The sequence below is a fragment of the Glycocaulis sp. genome, from assembly GCF_050485565.1.
Lineage (GTDB): Bacteria > Pseudomonadota > Alphaproteobacteria > Caulobacterales > Maricaulaceae > Glycocaulis.
Map to the genome: position 1 here is coordinate 28265 of NZ_JBJHBQ010000001.1, position 24091 is coordinate 52355.

Annotated in this window: 21 protein-coding genes; 8 read left to right on the forward strand and 13 right to left on the reverse strand. The window is 64.3% G+C overall.

All coding sequences use genetic code 11. The annotated features are described in order from the left end of the window. Window positions 1–11: 11 nt before the first annotated feature. Genes ACQ5ID_RS00135 through ACQ5ID_RS00145 form a run of 3 tightly spaced genes read left to right on the forward strand, consistent with a single transcriptional unit; the run spans window position 12 to window position 2200 of the window. Window positions 12–1019 (forward strand): flagellar biosynthesis-like protein (FlhF), encoded by a 1008-nt coding sequence (locus ACQ5ID_RS00135; RefSeq protein ID WP_429910458.1) that lies wholly within the window; start codon window positions 12–14, stop codon window positions 1017–1019. Next, window positions 1016–1834, forward strand: coding sequence for an AAA family ATPase (locus ACQ5ID_RS00140; RefSeq protein ID WP_429910459.1), 819 nt, complete (start codon window positions 1016–1018; stop codon window positions 1832–1834). Before ACQ5ID_RS00135 ends, ACQ5ID_RS00140 begins: the two co-directional genes overlap by 4 nt. Before the next feature lie 39 nt (window positions 1835–1873). Continuing rightward, window positions 1874–2200 carry a hypothetical protein gene (locus ACQ5ID_RS00145; RefSeq protein ID WP_429910460.1) on the forward strand — a complete coding sequence of 109 codons (327 nt, stop codon included), beginning with the start codon at window positions 1874–1876 and terminating at the stop codon, window positions 2198–2200. 55 nt (window positions 2201–2255) lie between these two features. Here the strand turns inward: ACQ5ID_RS00145 and ACQ5ID_RS00150 are convergent, their stop codons facing one another. Next, window positions 2256–2714, reverse strand: a complete 459-nt coding sequence (locus ACQ5ID_RS00150; protein WP_429910461.1) for a hypothetical protein — start codon at window positions 2712–2714, stop codon at window positions 2256–2258. Window positions 2715–3147: 433 nt separating this feature from the next. Beyond that, the gene (locus tag ACQ5ID_RS00155; protein ID WP_429910462.1) at window positions 3148–4251 is read right to left on the reverse strand and encodes a DUF6607 family protein; all 1104 of its coding nucleotides are present in this window, start codon (window positions 4249–4251) and stop codon (window positions 3148–3150) included. A 109-nt stretch (window positions 4252–4360) separates the two neighbouring features. On the opposite strand from ACQ5ID_RS00155, the gene ACQ5ID_RS00160 reads away from it, so the two are divergent. Then, window positions 4361–6478 carry a TonB-dependent receptor domain-containing protein gene (locus ACQ5ID_RS00160; RefSeq protein ID WP_429910463.1) on the forward strand — a complete coding sequence of 706 codons (2118 nt, stop codon included), beginning with the start codon at window positions 4361–4363 and terminating at the stop codon, window positions 6476–6478. Window positions 6479–7304: 826 nt separating this feature from the next. Here the strand turns inward: ACQ5ID_RS00160 and ACQ5ID_RS00165 are convergent. Then, window positions 7305–7724, reverse strand: coding sequence for a flagellar FliJ family protein (locus tag ACQ5ID_RS00165; RefSeq protein WP_429910464.1), 420 nt, complete (start codon window positions 7722–7724; stop codon window positions 7305–7307). Between the two features lie 3 nt (window positions 7725–7727). Continuing rightward, a complete protein-coding gene (gene fliI, locus ACQ5ID_RS00170) occupies window positions 7728–9047 on the reverse strand; it encodes a flagellar protein export ATPase FliI (RefSeq protein ID WP_429910820.1) in 1320 nt (439 codons plus the stop codon). Window positions 9048–9388: 341 nt separating this feature from the next. Here fliI and ctrA point away from each other — a divergent pair, with 341 nt between their 5' ends. Beyond that, complete coding sequence (gene ctrA, locus ACQ5ID_RS00175; RefSeq protein ID WP_371392456.1) at window positions 9389–10084, forward strand: response regulator transcription factor CtrA; 696 nt, start codon at window positions 9389–9391, stop codon at window positions 10082–10084. A 228-nt stretch (window positions 10085–10312) separates the two neighbouring features. Further along, window positions 10313–10879: a tetratricopeptide repeat protein gene (locus ACQ5ID_RS00180; protein ID WP_429910465.1), complete on the forward strand. Its 567-nt coding sequence runs from the start codon at window positions 10313–10315 to the stop codon at window positions 10877–10879. Between the two features lie 6 nt (window positions 10880–10885). Here ACQ5ID_RS00180 and ACQ5ID_RS00185 read toward each other — a convergent pair whose 3' ends face one another. The 6 genes from ACQ5ID_RS00185 to ACQ5ID_RS00210 form a co-directional block, all read right to left on the reverse strand. Next, on the reverse strand, window positions 10886–11725 hold the full coding sequence (locus ACQ5ID_RS00185; protein ID WP_429910466.1) for a CheR family methyltransferase: 840 nt from the start codon (window positions 11723–11725) through the stop codon (window positions 10886–10888). Then, complete coding sequence (locus ACQ5ID_RS00190) at window positions 11725–12780, reverse strand: protein-glutamate methylesterase/protein-glutamine glutaminase (protein ID WP_429910467.1); 1056 nt, start codon at window positions 12778–12780, stop codon at window positions 11725–11727. The genes ACQ5ID_RS00185 and ACQ5ID_RS00190 overlap by 1 nt, the downstream gene beginning before the upstream one ends. Before the next feature lie 77 nt (window positions 12781–12857). Further along, the gene (locus tag ACQ5ID_RS00195) at window positions 12858–13223 is read right to left on the reverse strand and encodes a response regulator (protein WP_188452733.1); all 366 of its coding nucleotides are present in this window, start codon (window positions 13221–13223) and stop codon (window positions 12858–12860) included. Window positions 13224–13245: 22 nt separating this feature from the next. Continuing rightward, window positions 13246–13701: a chemotaxis protein CheW gene (locus ACQ5ID_RS00200; protein WP_429910468.1), complete on the reverse strand. Its 456-nt coding sequence runs from the start codon at window positions 13699–13701 to the stop codon at window positions 13246–13248. Between the two features lie 9 nt (window positions 13702–13710). Continuing rightward, entirely contained in the window at window positions 13711–16419 is a 2709-nt protein-coding gene (locus ACQ5ID_RS00205; RefSeq protein WP_429910469.1) for a chemotaxis protein CheW, read from the reverse strand. Window positions 16420–16572: 153 nt separating this feature from the next. After that, the gene (locus tag ACQ5ID_RS00210; RefSeq protein WP_429910470.1) at window positions 16573–17559 is read right to left on the reverse strand and encodes a helix-turn-helix domain-containing protein; all 987 of its coding nucleotides are present in this window, start codon (window positions 17557–17559) and stop codon (window positions 16573–16575) included. A 152-nt stretch (window positions 17560–17711) separates the two neighbouring features. On the opposite strand from ACQ5ID_RS00210, the gene ACQ5ID_RS00215 reads away from it, so the two are divergent. Beyond that, window positions 17712–20462, forward strand: a complete 2751-nt coding sequence (locus ACQ5ID_RS00215; protein WP_429910471.1) for a YadA-like family protein — start codon at window positions 17712–17714, stop codon at window positions 20460–20462. A 1-nt stretch (window position 20463) separates the two neighbouring features. Here ACQ5ID_RS00215 and chpT read toward each other — a convergent pair whose 3' ends face one another. Both chpT and ACQ5ID_RS00225 read right to left on the reverse strand, forming a co-directional pair. Continuing rightward, entirely contained in the window at window positions 20464–21135 is a 672-nt protein-coding gene (gene chpT / locus ACQ5ID_RS00220; RefSeq protein ID WP_429910472.1) for a histidine phosphotransferase ChpT, read from the reverse strand. A gap of 67 nt (window positions 21136–21202) precedes the next feature. Further along, complete coding sequence (locus ACQ5ID_RS00225) at window positions 21203–21424, reverse strand: hypothetical protein (protein ID WP_217980306.1); 222 nt, start codon at window positions 21422–21424, stop codon at window positions 21203–21205. A 242-nt stretch (window positions 21425–21666) separates the two neighbouring features. On the opposite strand from ACQ5ID_RS00225, the gene ACQ5ID_RS00230 reads away from it, so the two are divergent. Continuing rightward, entirely contained in the window at window positions 21667–23145 is a 1479-nt protein-coding gene (locus tag ACQ5ID_RS00230; RefSeq protein WP_429910473.1) for a peptidoglycan DD-metalloendopeptidase family protein, read from the forward strand. Between the two features lie 15 nt (window positions 23146–23160). Here ACQ5ID_RS00230 and ubiG read toward each other — a convergent pair whose 3' ends face one another. Further along, window positions 23161–23919 carry a bifunctional 2-polyprenyl-6-hydroxyphenol methylase/3-demethylubiquinol 3-O-methyltransferase UbiG gene (gene ubiG, locus ACQ5ID_RS00235; protein WP_429910474.1) on the reverse strand — a complete coding sequence of 253 codons (759 nt, stop codon included), beginning with the start codon at window positions 23917–23919 and terminating at the stop codon, window positions 23161–23163. Window positions 23920–24091: the final 172 nt, after the last annotated feature.

The following is a 24091-nucleotide window of genomic DNA, read 5'->3' on the forward strand; positions in this document are numbered from 1 at the left end:
AGGTTTAAGCCATGCGCCTTCGCACCTTCACCGCCGCATCGATCAGCGAGGCCATGGCGCAGGTGCGCCGGGAGCTGGGGCCGGACGCCATCATCGTCGCTACGCAGGAACGCGCCGATGGCGGGGTGAGCGTGCGCGCGGCCGCCGAGGAGGGCGCGGTACAGCCCTCCAAGGACTCGCCCAAGCTCGCCGCCAAGCGCCGCGAGGCCGAACGCACGCGCGGGCGCGGCGACAGCGCCGACGGCATTACCCGCATTGCCCGCGCGCTCGCCTGGCATGATGTGCCTGATAGCGCCGCCGAAGCCATCATGGACGCGGCGATCAGCCTGGAAGATGCCGAGCCGACCGCCACCCTCGCCCATGCGCTGGACGCGCGTTACGCAGTGCATCCGGTGGAGATCATGCCGGCAAGGCCGATCCTCTTTGCCGGTGCGCCGGGGGCAGGCAAATCCTCCGTCATGGCGCGCCTTGCCGCGCGCGCCGTCTCGCAAGGCGTGACCCCGCTACTGGTCTCCTGCGATCAGCGCGCAGGCGCAACCGCCCAGATGCAGACCTATGCCAAGGCGCTGCAGCTTGATTTCGAGGCCGCGCCCGGCGCGCGCGAGCTGGATCTGGTCCTCGATCAGGCCAATGGCCGCCCGGTCTTCATCGATACGGGCGGGGTGAACCCGTTCGAGCTGGACGCGCTGGAAAGCCTCACCTATCTCGCCGCCACCGCCGATGCCGAGATCATCGCCGTGATGGAAGCAGGCCAGATACCCGCCGACGCCGAAGACGCCGCCGCGCTCTTCACCTCCATCGGGGCGGCGCGCGTGATCTTCACAAGGCTCGATATTGCACGGCGCATGGGCGCGCTGCTGGCCGCCGGAGAGGCGGGGCTTTCCTATGCCCATATCGCCGCCTCGCCCTTTATCGGGTCAGGGCTGGCCCCCGCGACGCCCTTGCGGCTGGCGCGCGCTTTGCTTGAAGACCCACACGACGATTCCGGCGAAGACGGGCCTGAGGAGGCCGCACCATGAAGCAGTATTTCAGCACCGCCACAGACGCCCAGCCGCGAAAAGCCGGCTCGCTTCTGGCCATAGCCTCCGGCAAGGGCGGCGTCGGCAAGACGGTCGTCGCTGGCGCGCTCGCCAGCGCCTTTGCCGCGCAGCAGGAACGCACGCTGCTGGTCGACGGTGATCTGGGCATGGCCAATATCGATGTGCAGCTAGGGCTGGACCCACGCGGCGATCTCTCCGGCGTCATGTCCGGCCAGATATCACTGGCCGAAGCCGTCTCGTGCGTATCGGGCGGGGCGGACATGACGGGCGGGTTTGATGTGATCGCCGGACGATCCGGCTCGGCGGCGCTGGCAGGGCTTGATACCGCAGGCGCGGCGCGCCTCGCCGCCGGGATCGCCGCTGCCTCGATGACCTATGACCGCACGCTGATCGATCTCGCCGCCGGGGCCGACCGGGCGACGATCCGCCTTGCCGCGGCGGCCGATGATGTGGTGCTGGTCATGTCCGATGAGCCGACCTCGCTCACCGATGCCTATGCGTTTGTAAAACTCCTGCGGCTGAGGGATGAGGGCGCAGCGCCCTACATCATCGTCAATAACGCGCCCGACAAGGCGAGCGCGGAGATGGCCTATGCCTCGTTTGCGCGCACCTGCGAGAGCTTTCTGGGTTTTTGCCCGCCGCTCGCCGGCACTATCCGGCGCGACGCCAATGTGCCCAAAGCCATCCGCGCACAGACGGCGCTGAAAACCCTCGCCCCCGGCACGCCGGCCATTCAGGATATTGAGGCCATTGCCGGGCTTCTTGCTGCGGGGGCCGAGAGCGCTTACGCTTGAGCTTTCCGGTGGGGGCCGGTTTGAAAACCGGGGGGAGCCATGATCGAAGAATTTGCCACCCGGCTGATCGCCGGGTTCACACCTGCAACACTGATCCTGTTAACGCTGGTCGCGATCGTGGCCGCGCTCGTCATGCGCCGCTGGAGCCAGCTTTACGCCGCGACCCTGTTCGCCTTCGCCGCTGACTGCGTGGCGCGTTACCTCTTGGAGCTGGGCGCGGCCGATGGCGTACCGGTCAATTTCGCCATGGAACTCGCCATGACGCGCCTCGATGCAGGCGCGATCAGCGCCATGGCCCGCCCCTTCCTCTATCTCGCCGTCATCGCCGCCCTGTTCTGGGTGAAGAAACGGTATGGGGGGAGGTAGGGGGGGGATTGGCCTCCTAAGGTCTTCCATCATCCATCCCGGTGTCGTTGCGGCGCTATTCTGGGTTAAGCGGCAACATGGGCGCACTGCATGGCCCTTCAATGTAGCGGAAATTACCGTCGAGCGAAATGACTATTGACTCTATATTATAAACAATAGAACACAGATATTCTTCTGTAGGTTGGTTGCGCAGTGAATTATAATTAGTTGATATCAGGAAAGTGTCGAATGAAAACGACTTCGTTGCATATATGATGATATTTCCTGAAAACTGCAATGTTGCTGCGATATCTCTTTGTCCCTCGAAAGCCGCCCCAAGAATACCTATTTGATCTGAAACAACAATCCTATCCAGATTATCAATGTGCCTCAGCGCCTCTATAAAATTGTCCCATTCGGATTCTGGAATATAAGCTCTTGCACGATATTCTGGATCAGTTGGCCTTTCCGCTATCCAACAGGACGCAAGGAACAGGCACGAAGCAATAACGCCGACGGCAATACGCATGGTCATGACCTGCCTCCCTCCGGGCATCATCACTCCGCCCGACCAGACACATACTACACCCGCCAGAGGCCGGGGTGGACAAGTTTTAAGGGGCCGTATTTGGGAAGGTGGGGAGCGGTTGCCCCTCTCCGGGTCATGGATCCCGGGTCAAGCCCGGGACCCCGGTTGAGAGGTCAGTGTTAAACTGCCAAGGCAATGGATACCGGCACCACAATCCGGGGCCCCGGCCCCCGAGCCGGGGTCCACATTCAATTTCGTGCAGGGTCTGACCGTCCCCCTCGGCCCTTCGGGCGTTCGAAGCTTTGCTTCTCACCCCGCCCGCAAACGGGGGGAGACACCGGCACCCTGACCACTTCCACCCCCCAAAAAAAACTGCGGCGCGCGTCAGGGCAAACGCGCGCCGCAGCATTTAACCGGCCGATGTAAAGGGAGGAACCCTTCAGGGGAGGATATCGGCCGGCTGTCCGTTCGCCGTCACCCGCGTCTCGATGATCGCGGCGGCGTTGGCAAAAGCTTCTTCGGTCTCGCGCGCGCCCATGAACACGGCCTGCCCTTCAGACAGGACCGGGCCATAGAGCAGCGTGCCTTCGGCATCGTCCTCTGCGGTGAAGACATCGGCCAGCATGATCTCGTCCCACGCCGCGCGCACTTCGGCCCAATAGTCGGCGGTCGCCGCCCAGTAGCGGTGGGCGTTCTCCACGCCGGTGAGCTCGGTACGGCGATAGGTGTTGATGCCGTGCTCGCGCACCAGTTCGCGGGGTTCGCCGTCACGCAGGACCAGCTTTGAATTGTCCTGCTCATGGGTCCAGCCCCAGGCGGTGATGGTGTGGCGGTTGACGGCAGCGATCGTGTCATAATCATCGCGCGTGGTGGCATCGCGGCGCGGCAGCGGACGCCATGAGACGCCCGGCGTCCAGGTGGACGCGCCAACCCCATGCTCCCAGCGGGCAAGGCCGGCATAGCGCGGGGAATCGTCCACCTGATAGACGGTCTGTGACCATGCGCCCCGCGCATCCTCCGCGCTGACCGCTTCCATCTCCCAGCTATTAAAGCCGCGATAGGCCATCAGGCGGGAGGGCTGATACTGCCAGTCCTGACGCCAGTGCTTGATGACCATCGGGTCTTCGCGATCACCCACCAGCAACAGGTGCTGCAGCGAGATGAAGCCCGGCTCGTCGGCAATCACGATCACCAGCTCGCGCGCAGGCGTCTCGGTGGACGGGCGCAGCTCATAGCCATCGGCAATCGGCAGATATTCATTGAAGGCGAAGGTGACGGCGTATTCGCCCTGCATGGCGAGGATCGCCTGACGGTCGGCTTCGGCGGGCACACCTGCCTGGTCTTGCGTCTGCACGCCTTCAGATACCGCACCGCCAAACGCGGCGGCCGGCCCTGCCAGCATGGCCAGCGCCAGAAAACTGCCCGTCAGCCCTGTTACCACGCGTTTCACCGTCACATCTCCATCTGTTGTGTCCGCCAGTCCTGCAAGGGCTGCGGCGATCTCTGCCTGCCTCAGGGACGCGTAGTTCAGTCCCTTGCGCATGGCCTACTCCCTCAATTGCAGTTTTGCAAACGATTCTGACTTGCATTCCTAAAAGCACCTCGACATAGATGCCGCAATTGAGACTTATTCGCAATAAGGAAGCTGCATCATGTCCTCCCCATTCCACAGCCTTTCCCTTTCCGCCCGCGCGAGCCTGCTGGCCAGCGCCGCCGCTCTCGCCCTGCTGCCCGCTGCTGCGTTCGCCAATGATTCCGACATCGCGCAGGTGAACGAGGCGAGCGAGACGATCATCGTCACCGCCACGCGCACCCGCCTGGCCAATTTCGATTATCCGGGCATGGCATCGGTGATTGATCTGGAATGGCTGGAATCCGAGCGCCCGTCCGACCTCACAGACCTGCTTCGCGACACGCCCGGCCTTGAGGTTGCGGGCGGGCCGCGCCGCACCGGGCAAACTCTGTCTCTGCGTGGATTTGGCCGGGAGAATATCGCCCTGCTCGTCGATGGCGCGCGGCAGAATTTCTCCTCCGCCCATGACGGGGTGATGTTCATCGATCCGGGCCTTCTGGGGCGTGTGGAGACGGTGCGCGGCGCGGCGTCCTCGCTTTATGGTTCGGGCGCTTCGGGCGGGGTGATCGCGTTTGAAACCGCCAATGCCGACAGTTTCCTGCGAGGCAATGAGACACGCGGCGCACGCGCCTCCATCGGCTACCGCTCCGGCAATGAGGAAACGCGCGGTTCTGCGGCGGTGTTTGGACGCAATGATGTGGTCTCCGGCCTCGTCGCCCTGTCGGCACGTTCCTCTGGCCATATCGCGCTGGGCTCCGGCAATGATCTGCCCGCCGATGACGAGGTGATTTCGCTTCTGGCCAATGGCGAATGGCGCGTCAGCCCCGGCCTGACGCTGTCCGGCGGCATCCTCTCCTTCCGCAACGAGGCGCGCGAGCCCAATAATGGTCAGGGCGCGCAAGTCGTCGCCGGCGGCAATCCGCTGATGGAAAAGGATGTCAGCGCAGACACGTATCGTGCGGGCTTGCGCTTTGCGCCCGAAGGCCAGTCCCTGATCGGGCTGGAGATGACGCTCTACCGCACCGAGGGCGGGGTGGATGAGCGTGATCCGCTGACCGGCCGTTTCATCACGCGTGATCTCACCACCAATGGCTTCCGCGCCGAAAACCGTTCCGAGTTTCTGCTGGGTACGCTCCCCGTCGCGCTGACCTTTGGCGGTGAATGGTATGAGGACGAGCAGACCGGCACCGATAGCGATGTGCCTTCAGGCGTGCGCGGCGGTGTGCCGAACGGCACCACCACTTTCTACGGCGCCTATGTGCAGGGCGAGACAGAGTTTTCCGTTGGCGCCCTCGGCCGTGTCATCCTGCTGCCGGGCGTACGCTGGGACCGGTTTGAAAGCGATAGTGATATTGGCGGGGCCAATGAGGACGAGGCCATCTCGGCGCGCTTCGGGGCGACCTGGGCACCGGTGGAGAGCGTGCGCGTGTTCGCCAGCTGGTCAGAAGCCTTCCGCGCGCCCTCGCTCAACGAGCTTTACCTCGATGGCACGCACTTCTCCCTGCCCCACCCCATCCTTGGCGCGCCGAACTTCATCACCAATGACTTCATCCCCAACCCCAACCTGCGCCCGGAATCCAGCGAAACTTTCGAGATCGGGGCGGGCTACACCCATACCGGCCTGTTCACATCTGCTGACCGGCTGGAGGTGAAAGGAGCCTGGTTCCGCACGCGCGCCGATGACCTCATCAATCTGGCGGTGGATTTCGCGCTCTCGCCCACCTGCTTTGCCCCGCCCTTCTTCGCGCCCTGCTCGGCCGGCACCTCTTTTTCCAGCAATGTGGCCAATGCCGAGCTGACCGGGTTCGAGATCGCCGCGCTCTACCAGAACGGGCCGCTCACCCTGTCCGGCTCTGTCTATGAGGTTGATGGCGAGGATCGCACTACCGGCGCGCCACTCGGCTCACTGCAACCCGTGCAGGGCTATGTGCGCGGCGTGTGGAGCTTTGATCGCGCAGACATCGGCGCGCGTCTGAGCTTTGCCGGTGATTTTGACAATACGAGCGCTGGCAATGAGCGCGATGGCTTTGCGGTGCTCGATGTGTTCGGCAGCTGGCAGCCCTTTGAGGATCGCCGGGTGCGCATCAATGCGGGCGTCGAGAACGTGTTCGACACCGATTATGAGCGCGTGTTTGCGGGCGTCTCGGAAGCCGGCCGCACCTTCCGCATCGATCTGTCCTGGACCGGTGGGTGGTAGGCGCGATTCCCTCCACTATCCCGGTCTTGGTCCGGGACGTGACTGAACGCTTCAGTTTGCGTTTCACCGGCGCAAGCCGGTGCCCAGCCCTTCTGGACCCCGACTTTCGTCGGGGAAACGCAGATAGGTTTATCGGAAGTGCTTGCACTCAGGCGTTGAAGGTCGCGCGTCTGTCCGGCAGGACTTGAAAGCACACCCAACACGGCCAGTTGAGGGACTGGCCGCATGAGACCCCCGCACCTGTCCAGAGGGTGCGGGGGTTTTTTCTTCAGCGCGCCTTACCGCTCTCTCTTCGTCATTCCAGAAGCCCGGAGGGCTATCTGGAACCTGCAGTTTTTTCTCTGGGTTCCGGGTCTCGCAAAGCTCGCCCGGAATGACGAGGGAAAATAGCGGAAAAGCAATCTGGGTCCCCGGTTCCCCGTTTTCACGGGGACAGGCGCGGCGGGGGACCTAAGATGTTTCTGGCGAATGCCTCTCAACCGGGTCCCCGGCCACCGAGCCGGGGTCCATCTTTCCGGCCACCGAGCTTGTCCATGGGTCTCCCGCACCGACGGGAGACCCAGCTTTTTTCTGTCCTCCCCCACATCCGTGGGGTCGGTTCCGGCCATGAGGCCGGGCGGGCAGTCGCCCTTTTCGGCGGCCTATGGCCGCCGCAAGCGCGAACGGGCGTGGTTTTTAGTGGTGCTCCGCGCATCCGCGCGTCGCTCCTCGCATAGGCTCGGACGGCCCTTGGCCTTGCAGGCCGCAAAGCGGCCTGAAAAGCGCAAACGCGCGCCCGCGACTTTTCGCGGAACCGAGCCCGCGGATGCGGGCGAGGATAAGGTGTCTAGTGCGCCGCCCGGCGCATGCGTCCGGCGATCTCGTCCATCTCGGCCTGTTCAGCCGCGCGTACCGCATCCTCGATGCGCGCCACGCGGCGCTCTTCGAGAAGTTCGTACTTTTTCAGCTCGCCGAACGCCGTTTCCAGCCGCTCGCGCAGCTCGCCGGCCTGCGTCTCGACCTCACGTTCGGAGGCACGCAGGTTTTCCTTGCGCTGAATGACAGAGCGCGCATAGGAGCCATAGGCCAGATAGCCTTCCTTGCTCTCCGATGCGGCGGCCTGTTCGCCCGGAACGCTGGCTTCGAGACGCTCGATCTGGTCGGCAATGGCCGCGCGGGCGCGATCAATGTCGGCCATCTGCTTTTGCAGTTCTTCCACCTTGAACCGGGCCAGCCGGATCAGCGGGGCATGAGAACGTGTGCTCATGGTTTACTCCTTTCCATCCACCACAATCTCCGACAGGGCTGCGAAACTCTCTTCGATTGAGGAGGTTTCGTCTTTTCCCTGGCGGAGGAACGCTTCTAGCGGGCCGTTAAGCGCAATCGCGCGGTCGACCTCTGTATTGGACCCGGCGGCATAGGCCCCCAGCCGGATCAGTTCTTCCATGTCGGCATAGGCGCTAAGAATGCGCCGTGCCTCGACAATGATCTCAGCCTCGCCGGGCCCGTAGACCTCCGGCGCGGTACGCGAGATGGATTTGAGGACGTCGATGGCCGGGAAGCGGCCGCGCTCGGCAATCGCGCGCGTCATCACGACGTGGCCATCGAGAATACCGCGCACCGCGTCGGCAATCGGTTCGTTATGATCGTCGCCATCGACCAGCACCGTAAACAGCGCGGTGATCGACCCGCCCCCGTTCTCGCCCGGCCCTGCCCGCTCCAGAAGGCGCGGCAGCTCGGCAAAGACGGACGGGGTATAGCCGCGCGTGGTCGGCGGTTCGCCCGCAGCCAGGCCGATCTCGCGCTGGGCGAGCGCAAAGCGTGTTACCGAATCCATCAGGCACAGCACGTTCAGACCCTGGTCGCGGAAATACTCTGCGATGGTCAGCGTCATATAGGCGGCCTGGCGGCGCGACAGGGCAGGCGCATCGGAGGTTTCGGTGATGACAACGGCGCGGGCGCGGCCCTCCTCGCCCAGCACCTCGTCGACAAACTCGCGTGCCTCACGGCCCCGCTCGCCAATCAGGCCGATCACGATCACGTCCGCGCTGGTGCCGCGCGTGATCATGCTCATCAGGACAGACTTGCCGACGCCCGACCCGGCAAACACGCCAAGGCGCTGGCCAGTGCGCATCGGCGCAAAAGTGTTCAGTGCACGTACACCCAGATCCAGACGCTCACCCAGCGCATCGCGCTGGTGGGCGCAGGGCGGCGCGCCCTTGACCGGATAGGGGCGTGTCCCTTCGGCCAGCTTGCCCTTGCCGTCACGCGGTTCACCAAACGCATTGATGACCCGGCCGAGCCACGCAGCATGAGGACGGATCACCATGCCTTCAGGATCGATGCGGGCGGGCGCACCGGCGCGAATGCCGGACAGATCGCCATGGGCCATCATCAGGGCGGTATCGCCCCGGAAGCCCACAACCTCGCAGCGCTGGGGGTTTTCGCCTGCGCCGACATAGGCGCTGGCACCGAGGGTGAGCCCGGCCCGCGGGCCTTCGGCCTCGATCAGAAGGCCGTTAACCGCCTTCACGCGCCCCTTGAAGGTGCGCGTCTCGATCTCCTCGATACGCTCGATCAGACCTTGCACGGCAGTTCCCGCTTCGCTGTTGTCCGGCATCGTTCTGATACCGGTCTTGCAAGCTTTTAACGCGCGTGCGGTTTCAACGGCGTAAACGACTGTGCAACGCCTCGCTCATACTTTCTCCACAGGCCATTGCAGCAAAAACTCTGCGGTAGCGGCACACGCCGCAGCGTGTTTTATCAATACGTTAACCAGGCGCAGTGCTGGAGGGACTCGATTCCACCGGTCGAGTCAAATCGCTGTTAACTTTCTCGAAGGAATTGTCGCGCCATTCTGCGAAGCACGTTAACCATGGGGACGACGCGCTGGATCAGGTGATTCGCGCGAGCGGCTGCGGAGAGGGACCGATGCGGGTACTGCTCATCGAGGATGATCGCGCGACAGCGCAGGGCATCGAACTGATGCTGAAGTCCGACGGCTTCAACATGTACACGGCCGATCTGGGCGAAGAGGGTGTCGATCTCGGCAAGCTCTACGACTACGATATCATCCTTCTGGACCTGAACCTGCCGGACATGCCGGGTTTTGACGTCCTCAAGACCTTGCGCCTTGCCAAGGTTGATACGCCCATCCTCATCCTGTCGGGCAATGCCGACATTGATAACAAGGTGCGCGGGCTTGGCTCGGGCGCGGACGACTACATGACCAAGCCCTTCCACAAGGAAGAGCTGATCGCGCGCATCCACGCCATTGTGCGCCGCTCCAAGGGTCACAGCCAGTCGATCATCCGCACCGGCGACATTGCGGTCAATCTCGACGCCAAAACGGTCGAAGTGAACCAGCAGCGCGTTCACCTGACCGGCAAGGAATACCAGATGCTCGAGCTGCTCTCCCTGCGCAAGGGGACGACGCTCACCAAGGAAATGTTCCTCAACCATCTCTATGGCGGCATGGACGAGCCGGAGCTGAAGATCATCGACGTCTTCATCTGCAAGCTTCGCAAGAAGCTGGAAGCGGCCACCGGATCCAAAGCCCCGATCGAGACCGTGTGGGGCCGTGGCTATGTGCTGCGCGACCCGGTCGAGGAAAAAGGCGCGGCGTAAAAGGCCAGCTGCCTGAACTGACACGTAAAAGCCCCGGCCCTCGCGCCGGGGTTTTTCTTTGGGCGGCATACCGCCCGCAAGGGCCGATTTGCGATTAACCAGACCCGGCGCCCGTGCTATATTGGATAGGTTACAGGGCAGCCCCGGACGGGGGCTTTGCATCCCCTCACCTGCCCCCGGACGGCTCACAGAACAAAGCGCTCACCCCTTGTAACAGGAGGTAGAGACATGCGTTTTCTGATCAGCCTTGCCGCTCTCGCCATCATCGCTCCGGCCAGCGCAGCCGCACAATCGGTCGTCACTATCGGTACCAGCCAGGCACGCGGCTGCTACGAGGCAGCCATGAGCGGGACCAGCCGCGCCAGCACGGGCCTGGCCCTATGCGAGGCCGCTCTGGCCCAGGACGCGCTATCGCGGCGTGACCGTACAGCCACGGAAGTCAACATGGGTATTCTGCTCATGCGCGACGGACGCACGCACGAGGCGCTGGCCGCCTATGACCGCGCGATCAACCTGTTTCCGGGGCTGGGAGAGGCTTGGCTCAATCGCGGCATTGCGCGCATGCAGGAGCGCGATTATGCGGCTGCAGAGGCGGACTTCACCCGTTCGCTGGAGCTGAATGTGCGTGAGGCGCACAAGGCGTATTATCACCGGGCTCTGGCGCTGGACGCCCGCGAGCTCTACCCGGAAGCCTATGCCGACTTCCAGCAGGCGCTGGAGCTGGAACCGGGATGGAACCTGCCTTTGCGCGAACTGGAACGCTATGAGGTGGTCAGAGCGCCGGTGAACGGATAGAGCGCGCTAAGCCACTGCCCGCGCAGCCGCCGGAGTGGTCTGCGTGGAGGGCTGGTTGCGCACATAGAGCCCGCGCTGACCGGCGACGGGCTTAAGGCTGTCGGTCAGCCCGACAACCGTTTCGGCTGCGCCCAGCACGAGATAGCCATCGGGTGCCAGCAGGGCGGCGAGGCGATCGAGAATTTTCGCCTTCGCCTCGACATCGAAATAGATCAGCACATTGCGGCAGAAGATGATGTCCTGCGGGCCATAGCGGGAAAAGTCGTCCAGCAGATTGCCCGGTTCAAACCGGATCATCTGGCGCAGTTCCGGTTTTACCCGCCAGCTATCCCCGCTCTGTTCAAAATGCTCGACGAGACGCTGGATAGGCAGGCCGCGCTGCACCTCGAACTGGCTGTAAAGTCCGGCTTTGGCCTTTTCCAGGACGTGGGCGCACATGTCTGTGGCGAGGATTGAGGCGCTAAGCCCGCTCGTTTCGCGGATCAGCATGGCCAGCGAATAGGGTTCCTGACCCGTGGAAGCGGCTGCGCACCAGATCTTGAAGGCGCGTCCGCCACGCGCCTGACGCAGGGCCGGCGCCATTATCTCGCTGAACAACTCAAACGGCGTCTTGTCGCGGAAGAAGAAGGTTTCGTGCGTGGCCAGCGCTTCGGACGCGGCAGCGCACAGGCGCTGATCGCCGCGCATCATCGCATCAACAACCGCTTCAGGGCCGGACAGGCCCTCGGCGCGCGCCAGCGGGGCGAGACGGCTCTCGATCAGATAGCCCTTCTCCGGGCCCAGCACGAGACCGGAGCGCTTCTTCACCTCGGCCGCGAGGAATTTGTACTTGGGTTCGCTCAGCATTATCGCGCTCCTGTCAGGCGGCGGGCGAGTTCCGGTCCGATCTGGTTGAGTGGCAGTACAAGGTCTGCAAGGCCCGCTTCGGCTACGGCGCCGGGCATGCCCCAGACCACGCTGGATGCCTGGTCCTGCACGATCACGCCGCCACCGGCCTTGCGGATATGGCCTGCGCCGTTACGGCCATCAGAGCCCATGCCGGTAAGGACGAGGGCCAGCAGGTGCTTGCCCGCGGCGCGCGCGCAGCTTTCAAACAGCGGATCAACAGACGGACGGCAGAAATTGATGGGCGGGTTCTGGTCCAGCCTTGCGCGGAACTGACCCGGCGTGCCTTCCACCGTCATGTGGAAATCGCCCGGCGCCACATAGACATGGCCGGCCTTGAGGGTTTCACCATCACTGGCTTCACGCGCCGGCAATCCCTCACGCGAAAGATGCTCGGCCAGAATGGCGGTGAACACTTTGGGCATGTGCTGGGCGATCACGACCGGCATGCGGATCGAGGCGGGAATGTTGTTTATCACCTGACGCAGGGCCTGCGGCCCGCCGGTGGACGCGCCGATGGCCAGAAGATCGATGCGCGATGGCAGCTCGCGCCCCGAAGCCACCGGAACGGCACCATTTTCCACCGGCCTTGCTGCAGCCGGGGACTGGGCAGTGCCAACAGGGCGATGGGGGGCATAGCGCGGGGCCAGTACGGCCAGCTTGTCGAGCAGTTCGACGCGGTAGCTTTCAGCGCCGCCCATGCGGCTGGTATCAGGCTTGGGCGCAAAGTCGGCTGCGCCAAGCGAAAGCGCCTGCAGCGTCACCTGCGCACCCTTCTGGGTCAGGGTGGAGGCCATGATGACGCGCGCCTTGGGGGCCGCCTTGAGGATTTGCGGCAGGGCGGTCAGCCCGTCCATGCGCGGCATTTCAATGTCGAGGACAACCAGATCAGGCTGCAGCTCGCCGGCGCGCTTTACGCCCTGCTCGCCATCAGAACAGGTGGCCGCCAGCGCCAGACGCGGATCAGCCTCGATCCAGCGCGCCACCAGCCCGCGCACCACGGCGGAATCGTCCACGACCAGCACGCGTGGAAGAGCCCCTGGGGTGGCTCCGGGAGGAAGATTGGCGGCGGCGTTCATTGCGAGAGCCAAGCTCACACCAGCCCGGCTTCGGCGAATTTGGAGCCGATAATGTCGCCGTCGAACGGCTTCATCACATATTCGTCGGCCCCGGCGCGCAAAGCCTGGGTGATATGGGACATGTCATTTTCGGTGGTGCAGAACACCACGACGGGGCGCTTGCCGTTCTGCTCGGCGCGCAGCGTGACGAGGAAATCAATGCCGTTCATCACCGGCATGTTCCAGTCCAGCAGGATCGCGTCAGGCATGGATTTGCGGCACTGGTCCAGCGCCATCTTCCCGTCCTGGGCCTCTTCGCAGGCAAAGCCGAGATCTTCCACGATTTTGCGGGCCACCTTGCGGATCACCCGGCTATCATCGACTACCAGACAGGTTTTCATTGCCCTATTTGCCTTTCGCGCGTCAGGCTGCCATCGCCATATCGGCGGCGATCAGCCTGTCCATATCCAGTATGGCCAGCAGTTCGGTTTCCAGACGGTGAACGCCCGACAGCAAGGCCCGCCAGCGCGGGTCGAGATGAGCAGGTACCGGCTCGAACGTATCCTGGCCAAGACGCAGCACCTCGCCGACCTCGTCGACGAGCACGCCGAACAGCTCAGCGCCCCGCTCCAGCCCCAGCGACATGCACGGCGCATCGGCCTCACGCGCAGGCAGGCCAAGGCGCATGCGCGCATCAATCACCGTCACGATGCGGCCGCGCAGATTGAGCAGGCCGGCAATTTCCGGGCGTGCCAGCGGTACCGAGGTGATGGCCTGCGGCGCGAACACTTCGCGGATTTCGCTGACCGGCGCGCCGCACAGCTGGCCTGCGATGCGCACCGTCACAAATTCACGGCTGGTCTGATAATCGAGTGCCATTATTGCCTCCTAAGCCGCGCGTGTTTCGCCAGAGCGTGCCGCCCGGTCGAGCGCGGCAATCAGCCCGCCCCTGTCGGCGGGGCGCATCACCGCCACCATGCCTTCGCCATGTCCGCCGCTCGCGCGGTCGCTGACCCCAAGGCGCGGCACATCGGCCCAGTGGCCTTCGCTAGCCAGCGTGTCGAGCGCCGCCGGATCACCCACCAGAGCAGCGTATTGCGCGCCCATCTGGGCGGCGTCGCGCGCCTCGTGCAGACCGCCCACGACCGTCACGTCATAACCAGCAGCGGCCAGCAGGGGCGCCATCATGCGCCGGGCAAAGGCATCAGGTTCGACCAGCAGGATCGGATGGCGGCCCGAACGCGCGGGGCGCTGCGGCGAGCCGGACCAGGCCCGCTCCATGTGCCAGGCAATGTCGAGCACTTCGGTCGCGCGACCCTTGATGATGGCCGAACCGATAACGCCAGGACGCTCAGAGCCCATCTGCAGGTCGAGCGTTTCTTCCACCACGTCGAGAATTTCATCGACAGCCACACCGGCAGAGCGGTCTTCCTCGGAGAAGACCAGCACGGCCTGGCGGCCTTCGCGCTTGAACTCGTCCACGCCCGATGCGTGGGCCAGCGGCAGCAGGCGGCCCCGGTACTGCACCACATGGCGCGCATCGACGATCTCGATGGTGGAGCCGTCAAACTCTTCAAGGCGGGTAATAAGACTGACCGGAACGGCCTTCACATCGTCCTCGCCTGCGCGCACCAGAAGCAGGCGCTGGCGCGAGGGATCGATGCTGCTGGCGGCGGCATCCTCGGCAAGCTGCGTCTCCTCGGTGGAGTGCGCCAGTTGCTGGGAGAGACCATTGGGATCGAGAATGATGATGACCGAGCCATCGCCGAGCAATGTCGCGCCGGAATAGACCTGGATGCCGCGCAGCTGGGCTGAAAGCGGCTTGACCACGATCTCCTCGGTGTCGAGCACATCATCGACCACCACGCCGAGCTTGCGCCCTGCCGCCTCGATGACCACGACATAGCCGTGGCTGGCATCGCTGGACATTTCGGGCAGCCCCAGAACGCTATTGAGGCTGACCACCGGCAGGAGCCGGTTCCTCAGCCGGATCATGCGCGCGCCATTCATCGACTCTATGGAGTGGGCCGAGCCCTCGCCTGCCCGCACCAGCTCGCGCACGGCCAGTTGCGGCAGGGCGAAGCGCGCATCGCCCGCCTTGACGATCAACGCCGAAACGATGGCGAGGGTGAGCGGAATCTTGATGGCAAAGCTGGTGCCCTTGCCGACCTCAGAGGTGAGATCGATGGAGCCGCCAATCTGTTCGATATTGGTGCGCACCACGTCCATGCCGACGCCGCGGCCAGACAGGTTCGTCACCTTGGCAGCGGTAGAGAAGCCAGCTGCGAAGATGAAGCGCTGGATCTGCTGCTCGCTCATGGAGCTGAGCTCTTCAGGCGTGGCCAGACCCTTTTCGAGCGCCTTGGCGCGGATTTTCTCCGGGTCGAGACCGGCACCGTCATCGGTGATCTTGATGATGATCGCGCCGCCTTCATGGTAGGCGGACAGGCGGATCGTACCCTGCTCAGGCTTGCCCGCTGCGGCGCGGACATCAGGCATTTCAACGCCGTGATCGGCGGAGTTGCGCACCATATGGGTGAGCGGATCCTTGATCAGCTCAAGCACCTGGCGGTCGAGCTCGGTCTCCTCGCCCTCCATGATGAGGCGGATTTTCTTGCCCAGATCCTGCTGGGTGTCGCGCACGATGCGCGGCAGCTTGCGCCAGGCATCGCCGACGGGCTGCATGCGCGTCTTCATCACCCCGTCCTGCAACTCGCCGGTTACCGATGACAGGCGTTGCAGCGGGCCTTTCAGGGCCGAGTCTTCGTTCTCGCGGACGATCTGGTGCAGCTGGTTACGCGCCAGCACCAGCTCGGACACCGTCGTCATCAGGGTTTCGAGCACGTCCACATTGACCCGGATGGTCGACTGCGCGCGCACGCCTTCAGATTTCGGCGCATCAGCGTCCGCCGCAGCCGGCACCTTGGCCGATGCTGCAGGCGCAGAGGCAAGAGGCGCGGCGGCAACAGGCTCGGCCTCGTCCTCGATATCAGCCTCCTCGTCGTCAGCCGTAGCATTGGCCAGCTCTGGCCCTTCAGCGGACATGAAAGCGGCCTCAAGATCAGCCAGCGACACCTCGCCCGGACGCAAGGGCCGGCCCAGATCAGCGTCATACGCCTCGCCGCCCTCGGCAGCGGCCTCGATTACGGGTTCCGGCTCGGGCTCAGGCTCAGGTTCGGGCTCAGCTTCGGTCGCCGGGACGGGCGCTGCGGCTACGGCCTCGCCGGTCGCCAGCGCTTCCAGCTTGGCTATCAGCTCTGAATCGTCGCCTTGCGGCTCGCTGCCCGTCTCTTCCAGACCATTGAGTACCAGCTTGATCCGGTCGAGCGATTGCAGGACCAGCGTTACGGCCGCGCTGTCGGCCACCAGCGTACCGTCGCGGAACTTGCCCAGCAGCGTCTCGCCGGCATGGGCAATCGCCTCAAGGCGCGACAGGCCGAGGAACCCGCACGTGCCCTTGATGGTGTGAAGAAGGCGGAAAATATTGTCGAGCGTGGCCCGGTCTGTCGGATCGGATTCGAACTTCACCAGTTCGACGTCAATCGTATCCAGGCTTTCCGCCGTTTCGGCCAGAAACTCGCCAATCAGCTCATCCATGGTGAACCCGTCCCCTGATTGCCCGCTGGACGCAGGCGCCGTGCGCAACGCACGCAAGTGTCATCAGGGACAAAAATCACATGGGCAGGGTTAACGTATCGTTTGGCTGGCAGACCGTTCGTTAAGGGCCGCCCTGGCTGGAAGAAAATACGTTCAACCATCACCGCCGGCGCGCCAGTCGCTAGGCGCAGCGCCAAAGCTTGCCTTGAAGGCCCGCGAGAAATAGCCCAGCTCGGTAAAGCCCCATGCGCTGGCGATATCGGTGACAGACTGGCTGGCGTAGCGCGGGTCACGCAAATCGCGCGCGCAGCGCATCAGTCTCTGGTTCCTGATCCATCCCGTGAGGGTGGTACCATCGCTCTGGAACAGGCGTTGCAGCTTGCGCGGCGTGATGTTGAACCTTGCGGCCAGCGCCTCGCCATCAGCGCGTACCGGATCAGCAAGCCGGGTGGCAAGATCGGCCTTTATCCGGCCCAGCAAGAGCCGGTCGCGCTCCACGCGGCTGGCGGCCAGAGGTTCCAGCCCGGCATCGATGCTGGCCGCTGTCATGCCAAGGAAGTGGGTGTAGAGCCGGTTTTCGTGCGGGGCGGGGCCGGTTTCGGCCAGCAGGGCGGTCAAGAGCGCGGCAATCGCCGGGCCTGCGGGCGGCGCGATCTCACCGCCATGGGCCAGTACATGACGCGGCGTGAGTGCCTCGAAATCCTCAGCCGGGACCATGGCGCTGACAAAGGTGAAGGTCTCATCGAAATCAAGCGTGTAGGGCGTATCACCAGACACATAGGTGACCCGCCCGCGATCCACGCCCATCCGCGTGCCATTGGCCACCAGCCAGCCATGGGCGCTTGTCATGGTGGATACGAAACACACGCCTCGCGCCTCGGCGCTGATGAGGTCTGCATCGCGGATGAGGCGCTGGGGTGATCCCGATACCTCGATCAGCATGACCGGGCCGAACGGGCGCACACGCATGCTGGCATGGAAGGGTTTTGCCTCGGCCTCCACCCGCATGGGCAGGGCCATGTCTGCGACATGGCGGCGCCAGGCCTCCAGCGCTGCAGGCCCGTCCAGACCCTTTGTCGACCAGAACCAGCCGCCGGGCAGATTGTCGTTTGCGTCAAGCAGGTTTGTCGCTTCCAGCACAGCAGCGAGGCTCGTGAACCGCTAGCCTCAAGGGACTGATTATAGAGCGCAAAGGTGGGGCGTCACCTTTTGCGGACAGACGCGCTTTGCGCGTGTCCCAGGTGGGGGGTCACCGGGCCAGTCCGCCGCGCCTCAAGCGGGAGCAAGAAACCATGCCGGATATCATCAAGCCGCGCGCTGCTGGCGCGCCACGCAGCAAATGGGCCATCCTGACCACAACAGCCCTTCTGCCGCTGGCGCTGGCAGCCGAAGCCGCTGCGCAGTCAGCGCGAGAGTGTCCTGACGGCACAACCGGGCCGGGCGTAAAGGCTGGCAGCGGCAATGCCGCCTGCGATAGCGGTGCTGTCGCCTTCGGGCGTTTCAACCTGGCCAGCGGCACCAACGCGCAGGCCTTTGGCAGCAACAACACTGCGAACGGCGATTTCGCAAATGCGTTCGGAGCATTCAACACCGCGAGCGGTACTCTCAGTGTCGCGGTAGGCCGCAGTAACACCGCCGCTGGTGAGTCTAGTCTCTCTATTGGACGGGGTAATGATGCCGACGGTGCATCAAGCAGCGCTTTCGGTGTGAGCAACACAGCCGTCGGCGCTTTCAGCAGCGCATTTGGCTACAGCACCAGAACAAACAGTTTGAACAGCAGCGCTTTCGGATTCCGCAGCCTTACTGGGCCGGGCGCAGATGGCGCGCTGGCGGTTGGCGGCTGGTATGACCGCAACGGGGATGGCAACGTGGATGCGGCCACTGAGACCACCCGCGCTTTCGGCCGCTATTCAGCCGCCGTCGGATCTGGCGTGCGCGCGGAAGGCGAGGCTTCGTCCGCCTTCGGGGTAGGCACGACCGCAGGAGGCGATTTCGCCAGTGCCTTTGGATTCCTCAATCTGGCGGGCGGCGATAACAGCGTTGCTCTTGGTTACGAGAACACGACAAGCGCGAATTTCAGCAGCGCCATTGGCTATACGAACACGGCGAGCGGCGAAGAAAGCCATGCCCTTGGCGGCTTCAATGAGGCGCAGGGCTTCCAGAGCAGCGCGGTGGGGTATTTCAACATTGCATCCGGCCTTCAGGGCAGCGCCTTTGGCGCGTTCACACAGGCCAGCGGCGACTATAGCAGCGCGTTTGGTTACGGCTCGGTCGCGAGCGCCGAAGGGGCGACGGCCATCGGCTTTGAAGCGGTGGCAGACCGCGCCTATACGGTGGCGATCGGCTCATCGGGCAATGAGCGCAATCTCATCCATGTCGCGGACGGCACCGAAGACACTGACGCGGTCAATCTGCGCCAGCTCAATCTGGCCCTGAGCTCGGCAGGCGGGTCGGTCCCGCTGGCGCATTTCAACGATCCGGATTTCCCGCGCGCGGCACCGAACGCCGGCGCGGTCGATGCGCTGGCCGTTGGCTGGGGCGCTGATGCTGACGGTCCGGCAAGTGTGGCGCTAGGCACGCTGGCCCGCACGGAGAATTATGGCTCCATTGCCATCGGATTCTTCTCCAGCGCCACCGACTGGAACACAATTGCGCTTGGCAACGGATCAGACGCCTCTGGAGACGGTGCCATGGCCCTGGGGAGCTATGCATGGTCGCCGGGGTTCAGCGCCCTGTCGATAGGCACCTATGCGATGGCGACGGGGCCGGAATCGACAGCGCTCGGCTATCTGTCCGAGGCGACGGCGGACAATGCGGTAGCCATCGGTGCGGGTTCAGTCGCCAGCCGGGAGGACAGTGTCTCCTTCGGCTCGTCTGGTAATGAACGCCTGCTGGTCCATGTCGCTGATGGCACGGACGATACCGATGCGGTCAATCTGCGCCAGCTCAATGCGGCCCTGGCCGGAGCGGGCGGCGGCACGGATCTGGCTCCCGTAGCGGCTGCTCTGGGCGGCGGGGCGAGCTTTGTAGGCGGGGTGTTCGGCGCGCCGGAATACATCGTGCTGGGCAACAGCTTCAACAATGTCGGTGGGGCCATTGGCGCGCTGAATACACAGGTCGAGGAGAACACGACCGATATCGCCGATCTGAAATCTTCAGGCGGAGGCGGTCCGGGTGGTGGTACGGGCGACCCGGCGCAGGAGGCGCGCATTGCCGCGCTGGAAGCACAGCTGGCCGCCCTGCAGGGCGCGCTGCAGGACGCGGTGGGCGAGCTGGCCGCCCTCAGCCAGGGCAATGTCACCGGTGGCACCACCACTGACAACACCAATCTCGCCACTGGCCCCGGCTCGGAAGCGACCGGCCACGGGGATACGGCGTATGGTGTGGGCGCATCAGCGACCGGTGATCCCTCAACTGCCGTAGGATTTCAGGCACAGGCGTCCGGCCAGCACTCCACTGCCATTGGCGGTAATGCGGAGGCGACCGGCAATCTCTCCGTGGCGCTCGGTCAGGCATCGGTGGCATCGGGCGCTAACAGCATGGCGCTGGGTCAGGGCGCTTCGGCGGCGTTCGACAATTCCATCGCCATCGGTCAGGGCGTGGCCACGACGCGGGACGGGCAAGTGGCCATCGGCTCGGCGTCCAACACCTACACGCTGGCGGGCATCAATTCCGCCGCCAGCCGCGCGGCCCAGAGCGGAGCCACCTACATGGTCACCTCTGACGCGGCGGGTAATCTGGCCACGATGGATATCGAGCCCTGGTTTGCACGGGTCGAGGGTCTGGAGGCACGCACCGATGACCGCTTCCGTACCCAGGCTGATGGCATCGCCGTGGCGCTGGCGCTGGGCGGGGCGCAAGTGATCCAGCCGGGTCAGACCTTTGCGGTCTCGGCCAATCTGGGCCATTTCGACGGCTCCAACGCGGTCGGCTTTGGTGCCATCGGACGCGCGCGCGAGAACATGTTCGTCAATATCGGTGTCGGCGCGGGCACGCGCACAGGCGCGGTCGCTGGCCGGGCCGGGGTCAGCTGGGGCTGGTAGCTTACGCCGCTTCGGCCTTGGCCTGCGGGGCGAGCAGAGCGACATATTCAATGCGCTCTTCTTCCACGCGGGCCTCCACCCGGCCGCCATTTTCGCGCGCGACCAGCCCGGCATAATAGGGCTGGATGGAGCGGCCATCATAACCCTCCTCGCCGGCCCGGCCTGCCAGCGCCTCGATATAGCTGGGGTCAATGCGTGCGCGCGGCCCGGCGGCGACGATGCGCAGGCGGCTATCACCGCCCTCGCTGGCCGATGCCTCGACCGTCACCGTGCCGCCGCGCGGGACATTATCCACCGCCAGCCAGACCAGATTGAGCAGCACGCGCGCGGCCGGCTTGTCCAGGCCCGCCGCCTGCACCTTCCACACCAGCTCCGGCTTGGCGCTGGCAAACATCGCCTCGGCCAGGCGTTTGAGCTCACCGGTATCGATACTGCCGGGGCGTGAGCCTCCTGCCCCGAAGGCCAGGCGCACATATTCCAGCTTGGCATGCGCCTGATTGGCACCGGTGCGGATCAGCTCGATGGCGTCATCGCGCATGTCGGCGGCATTTTCATCATCCAGCACCGACAGGGCCGCACCAAGCGCGGACACAGGGCTGACAAGATCATGGCAGAGCCGGGCGCACAAAAGCGCGGCAAGCTCGGTGGCGGAGGGTGTGTTTTGCGTGCTCATGGACGCAGCATTATCCGATTCTCGATCGCGAAAGGGTTAACGCGGATGCGGGACAGGTGCTGACACCCTAAGGCTCGCGGTCGTCCTCGTCATAGCCGCGCCGGGACGAGAAAAAGACCAGCGCCATCAGCCCTGCCCCGACCACGAAGGTCAGCACCGCGCCGATCACCAGCGCGGCCCAGCCATGCCCGCCGACCGTATTGTCCATGCTCATCCACAGGCGGGCAGACAGCGCTATTGCGCCGATGAGCATCGCGCCCAGAACGCCGATCAGAAGCCAGGTTTTCATAAATATCCTTCCTGTGCGCCCCACCGGGATGCATAACATGCATTGTGGTTAAGGGAGACATTAACCCTGCCTGGGGCACACATCCCCCCTTGGCAAGACGATTCGTCCTTGTCAGTGTATGTGCCGCTCCGGCACGGTCCGGGAAAGATGACAGGGTGTCACGGGGGGTGATGTTGGCCTGCATCTTGCCTTGCTGGACTGGCGGCTGAAAACAACCGCGCGGGAAGAGGGAAATATTACGCATGTCCGGTTTTGACGTCCGCCTCGCTGACGCCCACCGCTCTCGTGCGCTGGTTTTCTTTGCCACGCTGACCATGGCCCTGCTGCTGGTGGCGGCCATACTGATCAGCCGGACCATGACAGGCACGTCCGCCTCGGCGGCTGCCCCTGATCTGGACCAGCTTGATCCGGCAGGTGCGGCCCTCATGGCCGAAGCTGCGGAAACTGCGCCCACGCTCGGCGATATGGTAATGGCCGAGCACGCCGTCTTTACCCAATGCAGTGACTGCCCGGTCCTGACAGCGGCGGAAGTGACCGTGCGTTCGGGCCAGACCTTTGCCAGCGTGCTGGCCGAGGCCGGTGCCAGCCGTATTGATGCCGCGCGCGCGATTGCCGCGCTGGACCCGGTTTATCCGGCCCGCTCGCTGCGCGCCGGCCAGACGCTCAATCTCTTCTTCGAGCGCAACCCGCTACAGAATATTTCCGCTGACGAGGATGACGGCCTCACGCTGACCGGCATTTCCTTCCGTCCCGATAGCGAGCGTACACTGACCGTGGCGCGCACCGCAGAAGGCCAGTACCGCACCCGCGAGGCGGTGATGACGGTGGAGCGCGAAATCGTGCGCGCACGCGGCGAGATCAGCTCCAATTTCTACTCCGCTGCCCTCAATGCGGGCGCGACCGACCGGATCGTCAACGATATGGCGCTGGTGCTGGGCCACTCGGTGGACTTTCGCACCATCCGCTATGGCGACACGTTCGACATCGTGTTCGAGCGCTATACCAACCGCGCAGGCGATGTGATCCGTACCGGGCGCATCCTCTACATGACGTTCAATGGCCGTGGCCGTCCGTTGGAGTATTTCCGCTATGAAGCCCCCGATGGCGATATCGGCTATTACACCGGCGAAGGCGAAAGCGCGGCGCGCCTGCTGATGAAAATGCCGATCAATGGCGCGCGTATCTCCAGCGGTTTCGGCATGCGCTTCCATCCGATCCGCCGCACCAACCGGCCCCATAACGGCACAGATTTCGCCGCGCCGACCGGCACGCCCATCTATGCGGCCGGCAATGGCACGATCGAGCGCGCAGACTGGTTTGGCTCGTTCGGCAATTATATCCGCATCCGCCACGCCAATGGCTATCAGACCGTCTACGCCCATCTGAACGGGTTTGCCCGCGGCATCCGCGCCGGCACCCGCGTCACGCAAGGCCAGACCATCGGCTATGTCGGCACGACGGGCGCATCGACCGGCCCGCACCTGCACTATGAGGTGCATCTCAATGGCCGTCCGCTCAATCCGATGAGCCTGGACCTGCCAACGGGCCGCCGTCTGGAGAGCAATGAGCTGAACCTGTTCCGCGCCGAGCGTGACCGGATCATCGCCCTGCGCGATCAGTCCCGTCCCGCCCGTGAGGAAGAGCCCCAGCCCGTTCTGGTGGCCGAGCGTGGCGAGGAGCGCCGCGCCAGTGCCGGTTCAGGGGCGAGCGCGCGCCCTTAAGCTATCTGGTGTGAACTATCGGGTGGCCGCCATCAGATAGTTCACGCCCGCATCGGCGCTGACGAAAAAGCTGTCTTTAAGCGGATTATAGCTGACGCCGACGGGCGTTTCAGGGGCGAGACCGGCAGCCTTCAGCGCCGCCTCCACCTCCTCCGGCTTTACCAGCTTGGCAAAGCGGTGCGTGCCGCGCGGCAGCCATCCCAGCACGTATTCCGCGCCGAAAATCGCCGTCACGAAGGCGCGGCTGGTGCGGTTGATCGAGCCGACAATCATTATCCCGCCCGGTTTTACCAGGCTCGCGCAATCGGCAAGGAACTGCTCCGGGTCGGCGACATGCTCGACCACTTCCAGATTGAGCACGACATCAAACCGGCCCGCGCCTTCCGCCTCCAGCAATTGCTCGGCCGTGCCGTGACGGTAATCAATCTCCAGCCCCGCTTCGCGCGCATGGACGAGCGCGGTCTTGATATTGGGCTCGGCGGCATCAACGCCTGTCACGCGCGCGCCAAGGCGCGCCATGGGCTCGGCGACCAGCCCGCCCCCGCAGCCAATATCGAGCAGTTCAAGACCCGCCAGTGGCTCGCGCCCCTCTCGGCCAAAATGCGCGCACAGGCGCTCGCGTATCCAGGTGAGGCGCGCCGGGTTGAACTTGTGCAGGGGCGCAAATTTCGACTTGGGATCCCACCACTCGGCAGCCATCGCCGAGAACTTTTCCACCTCCGCCGGGTCGATGGACGGGCTGGAAAGCGTTTCAGGTGAGCTTGTGTGGGCCATGGGAGGGGTTCCTGCGGGCGGGGACAATCACACCGTCAATATACGGCGGCTCGCGCGCGCGTTAAGGGCCGTGAGTGAGGTAAAATGCCGCCGCCTGAAATGGGGGGTGGACCGGGCCGTGTATAGCCCTCGCCCTTCGAGACGCCACTGCGTGGCTCCTCAGGATGGGGGC

Bases quoted from the DNA above. Each gene is read 5' to 3' on its own strand.
- ACQ5ID_RS00135 (WP_429910458.1), top strand. From the start codon at position 12: ATGCGCCTTCGCACCTTCACCGCCGCATCGATCAGCGAGGCCATGGCG.
- ACQ5ID_RS00140 (WP_429910459.1), top strand. From the start codon at position 1,016: ATGAAGCAGTATTTCAGCACCGCCACAGACGCCCAGCCGCGAAAAGCC.
- ACQ5ID_RS00145 (WP_429910460.1), top strand. From the start codon at position 1,874: ATGATCGAAGAATTTGCCACCCGGCTGATCGCCGGGTTCACACCTGCA.
- ACQ5ID_RS00150 (WP_429910461.1), bottom strand. From the start codon at position 2,714: ATGACCATGCGTATTGCCGTCGGCGTTATTGCTTCGTGCCTGTTCCTT.
- ACQ5ID_RS00155 (WP_429910462.1), bottom strand. From the start codon at position 4,251: ATGCGCAAGGGACTGAACTACGCGTCCCTGAGGCAGGCAGAGATCGCC.
- ACQ5ID_RS00160 (WP_429910463.1), top strand. From the start codon at position 4,361: ATGTCCTCCCCATTCCACAGCCTTTCCCTTTCCGCCCGCGCGAGCCTG.
- ACQ5ID_RS00165 (WP_429910464.1), bottom strand. From the start codon at position 7,724: ATGAGCACACGTTCTCATGCCCCGCTGATCCGGCTGGCCCGGTTCAAG.
- ctrA (WP_371392456.1), top strand. From the start codon at position 9,389: ATGCGGGTACTGCTCATCGAGGATGATCGCGCGACAGCGCAGGGCATC.
- ACQ5ID_RS00180 (WP_429910465.1), top strand. From the start codon at position 10,313: ATGCGTTTTCTGATCAGCCTTGCCGCTCTCGCCATCATCGCTCCGGCC.
- ACQ5ID_RS00185 (WP_429910466.1), bottom strand. From the start codon at position 11,725: ATGCTGAGCGAACCCAAGTACAAATTCCTCGCGGCCGAGGTGAAGAAG.
- ACQ5ID_RS00195 (WP_188452733.1), bottom strand. From the start codon at position 13,223: ATGAAAACCTGTCTGGTAGTCGATGATAGCCGGGTGATCCGCAAGGTG.
- ACQ5ID_RS00200 (WP_429910468.1), bottom strand. From the start codon at position 13,701: ATGGCACTCGATTATCAGACCAGCCGTGAATTTGTGACGGTGCGCATC.
- ACQ5ID_RS00205 (WP_429910469.1), bottom strand. From the start codon at position 16,419: ATGGATGAGCTGATTGGCGAGTTTCTGGCCGAAACGGCGGAAAGCCTG.
- ACQ5ID_RS00215 (WP_429910471.1), top strand. From the start codon at position 17,712: ATGCCGGATATCATCAAGCCGCGCGCTGCTGGCGCGCCACGCAGCAAA.
- chpT (WP_429910472.1), bottom strand. From the start codon at position 21,135: ATGAGCACGCAAAACACACCCTCCGCCACCGAGCTTGCCGCGCTTTTG.
- ACQ5ID_RS00225 (WP_217980306.1), bottom strand. From the start codon at position 21,424: ATGAAAACCTGGCTTCTGATCGGCGTTCTGGGCGCGATGCTCATCGGC.
- ACQ5ID_RS00230 (WP_429910473.1), top strand. From the start codon at position 21,667: ATGTCCGGTTTTGACGTCCGCCTCGCTGACGCCCACCGCTCTCGTGCG.
- ubiG (WP_429910474.1), bottom strand. From the start codon at position 23,919: ATGGCCCACACAAGCTCACCTGAAACGCTTTCCAGCCCGTCCATCGAC.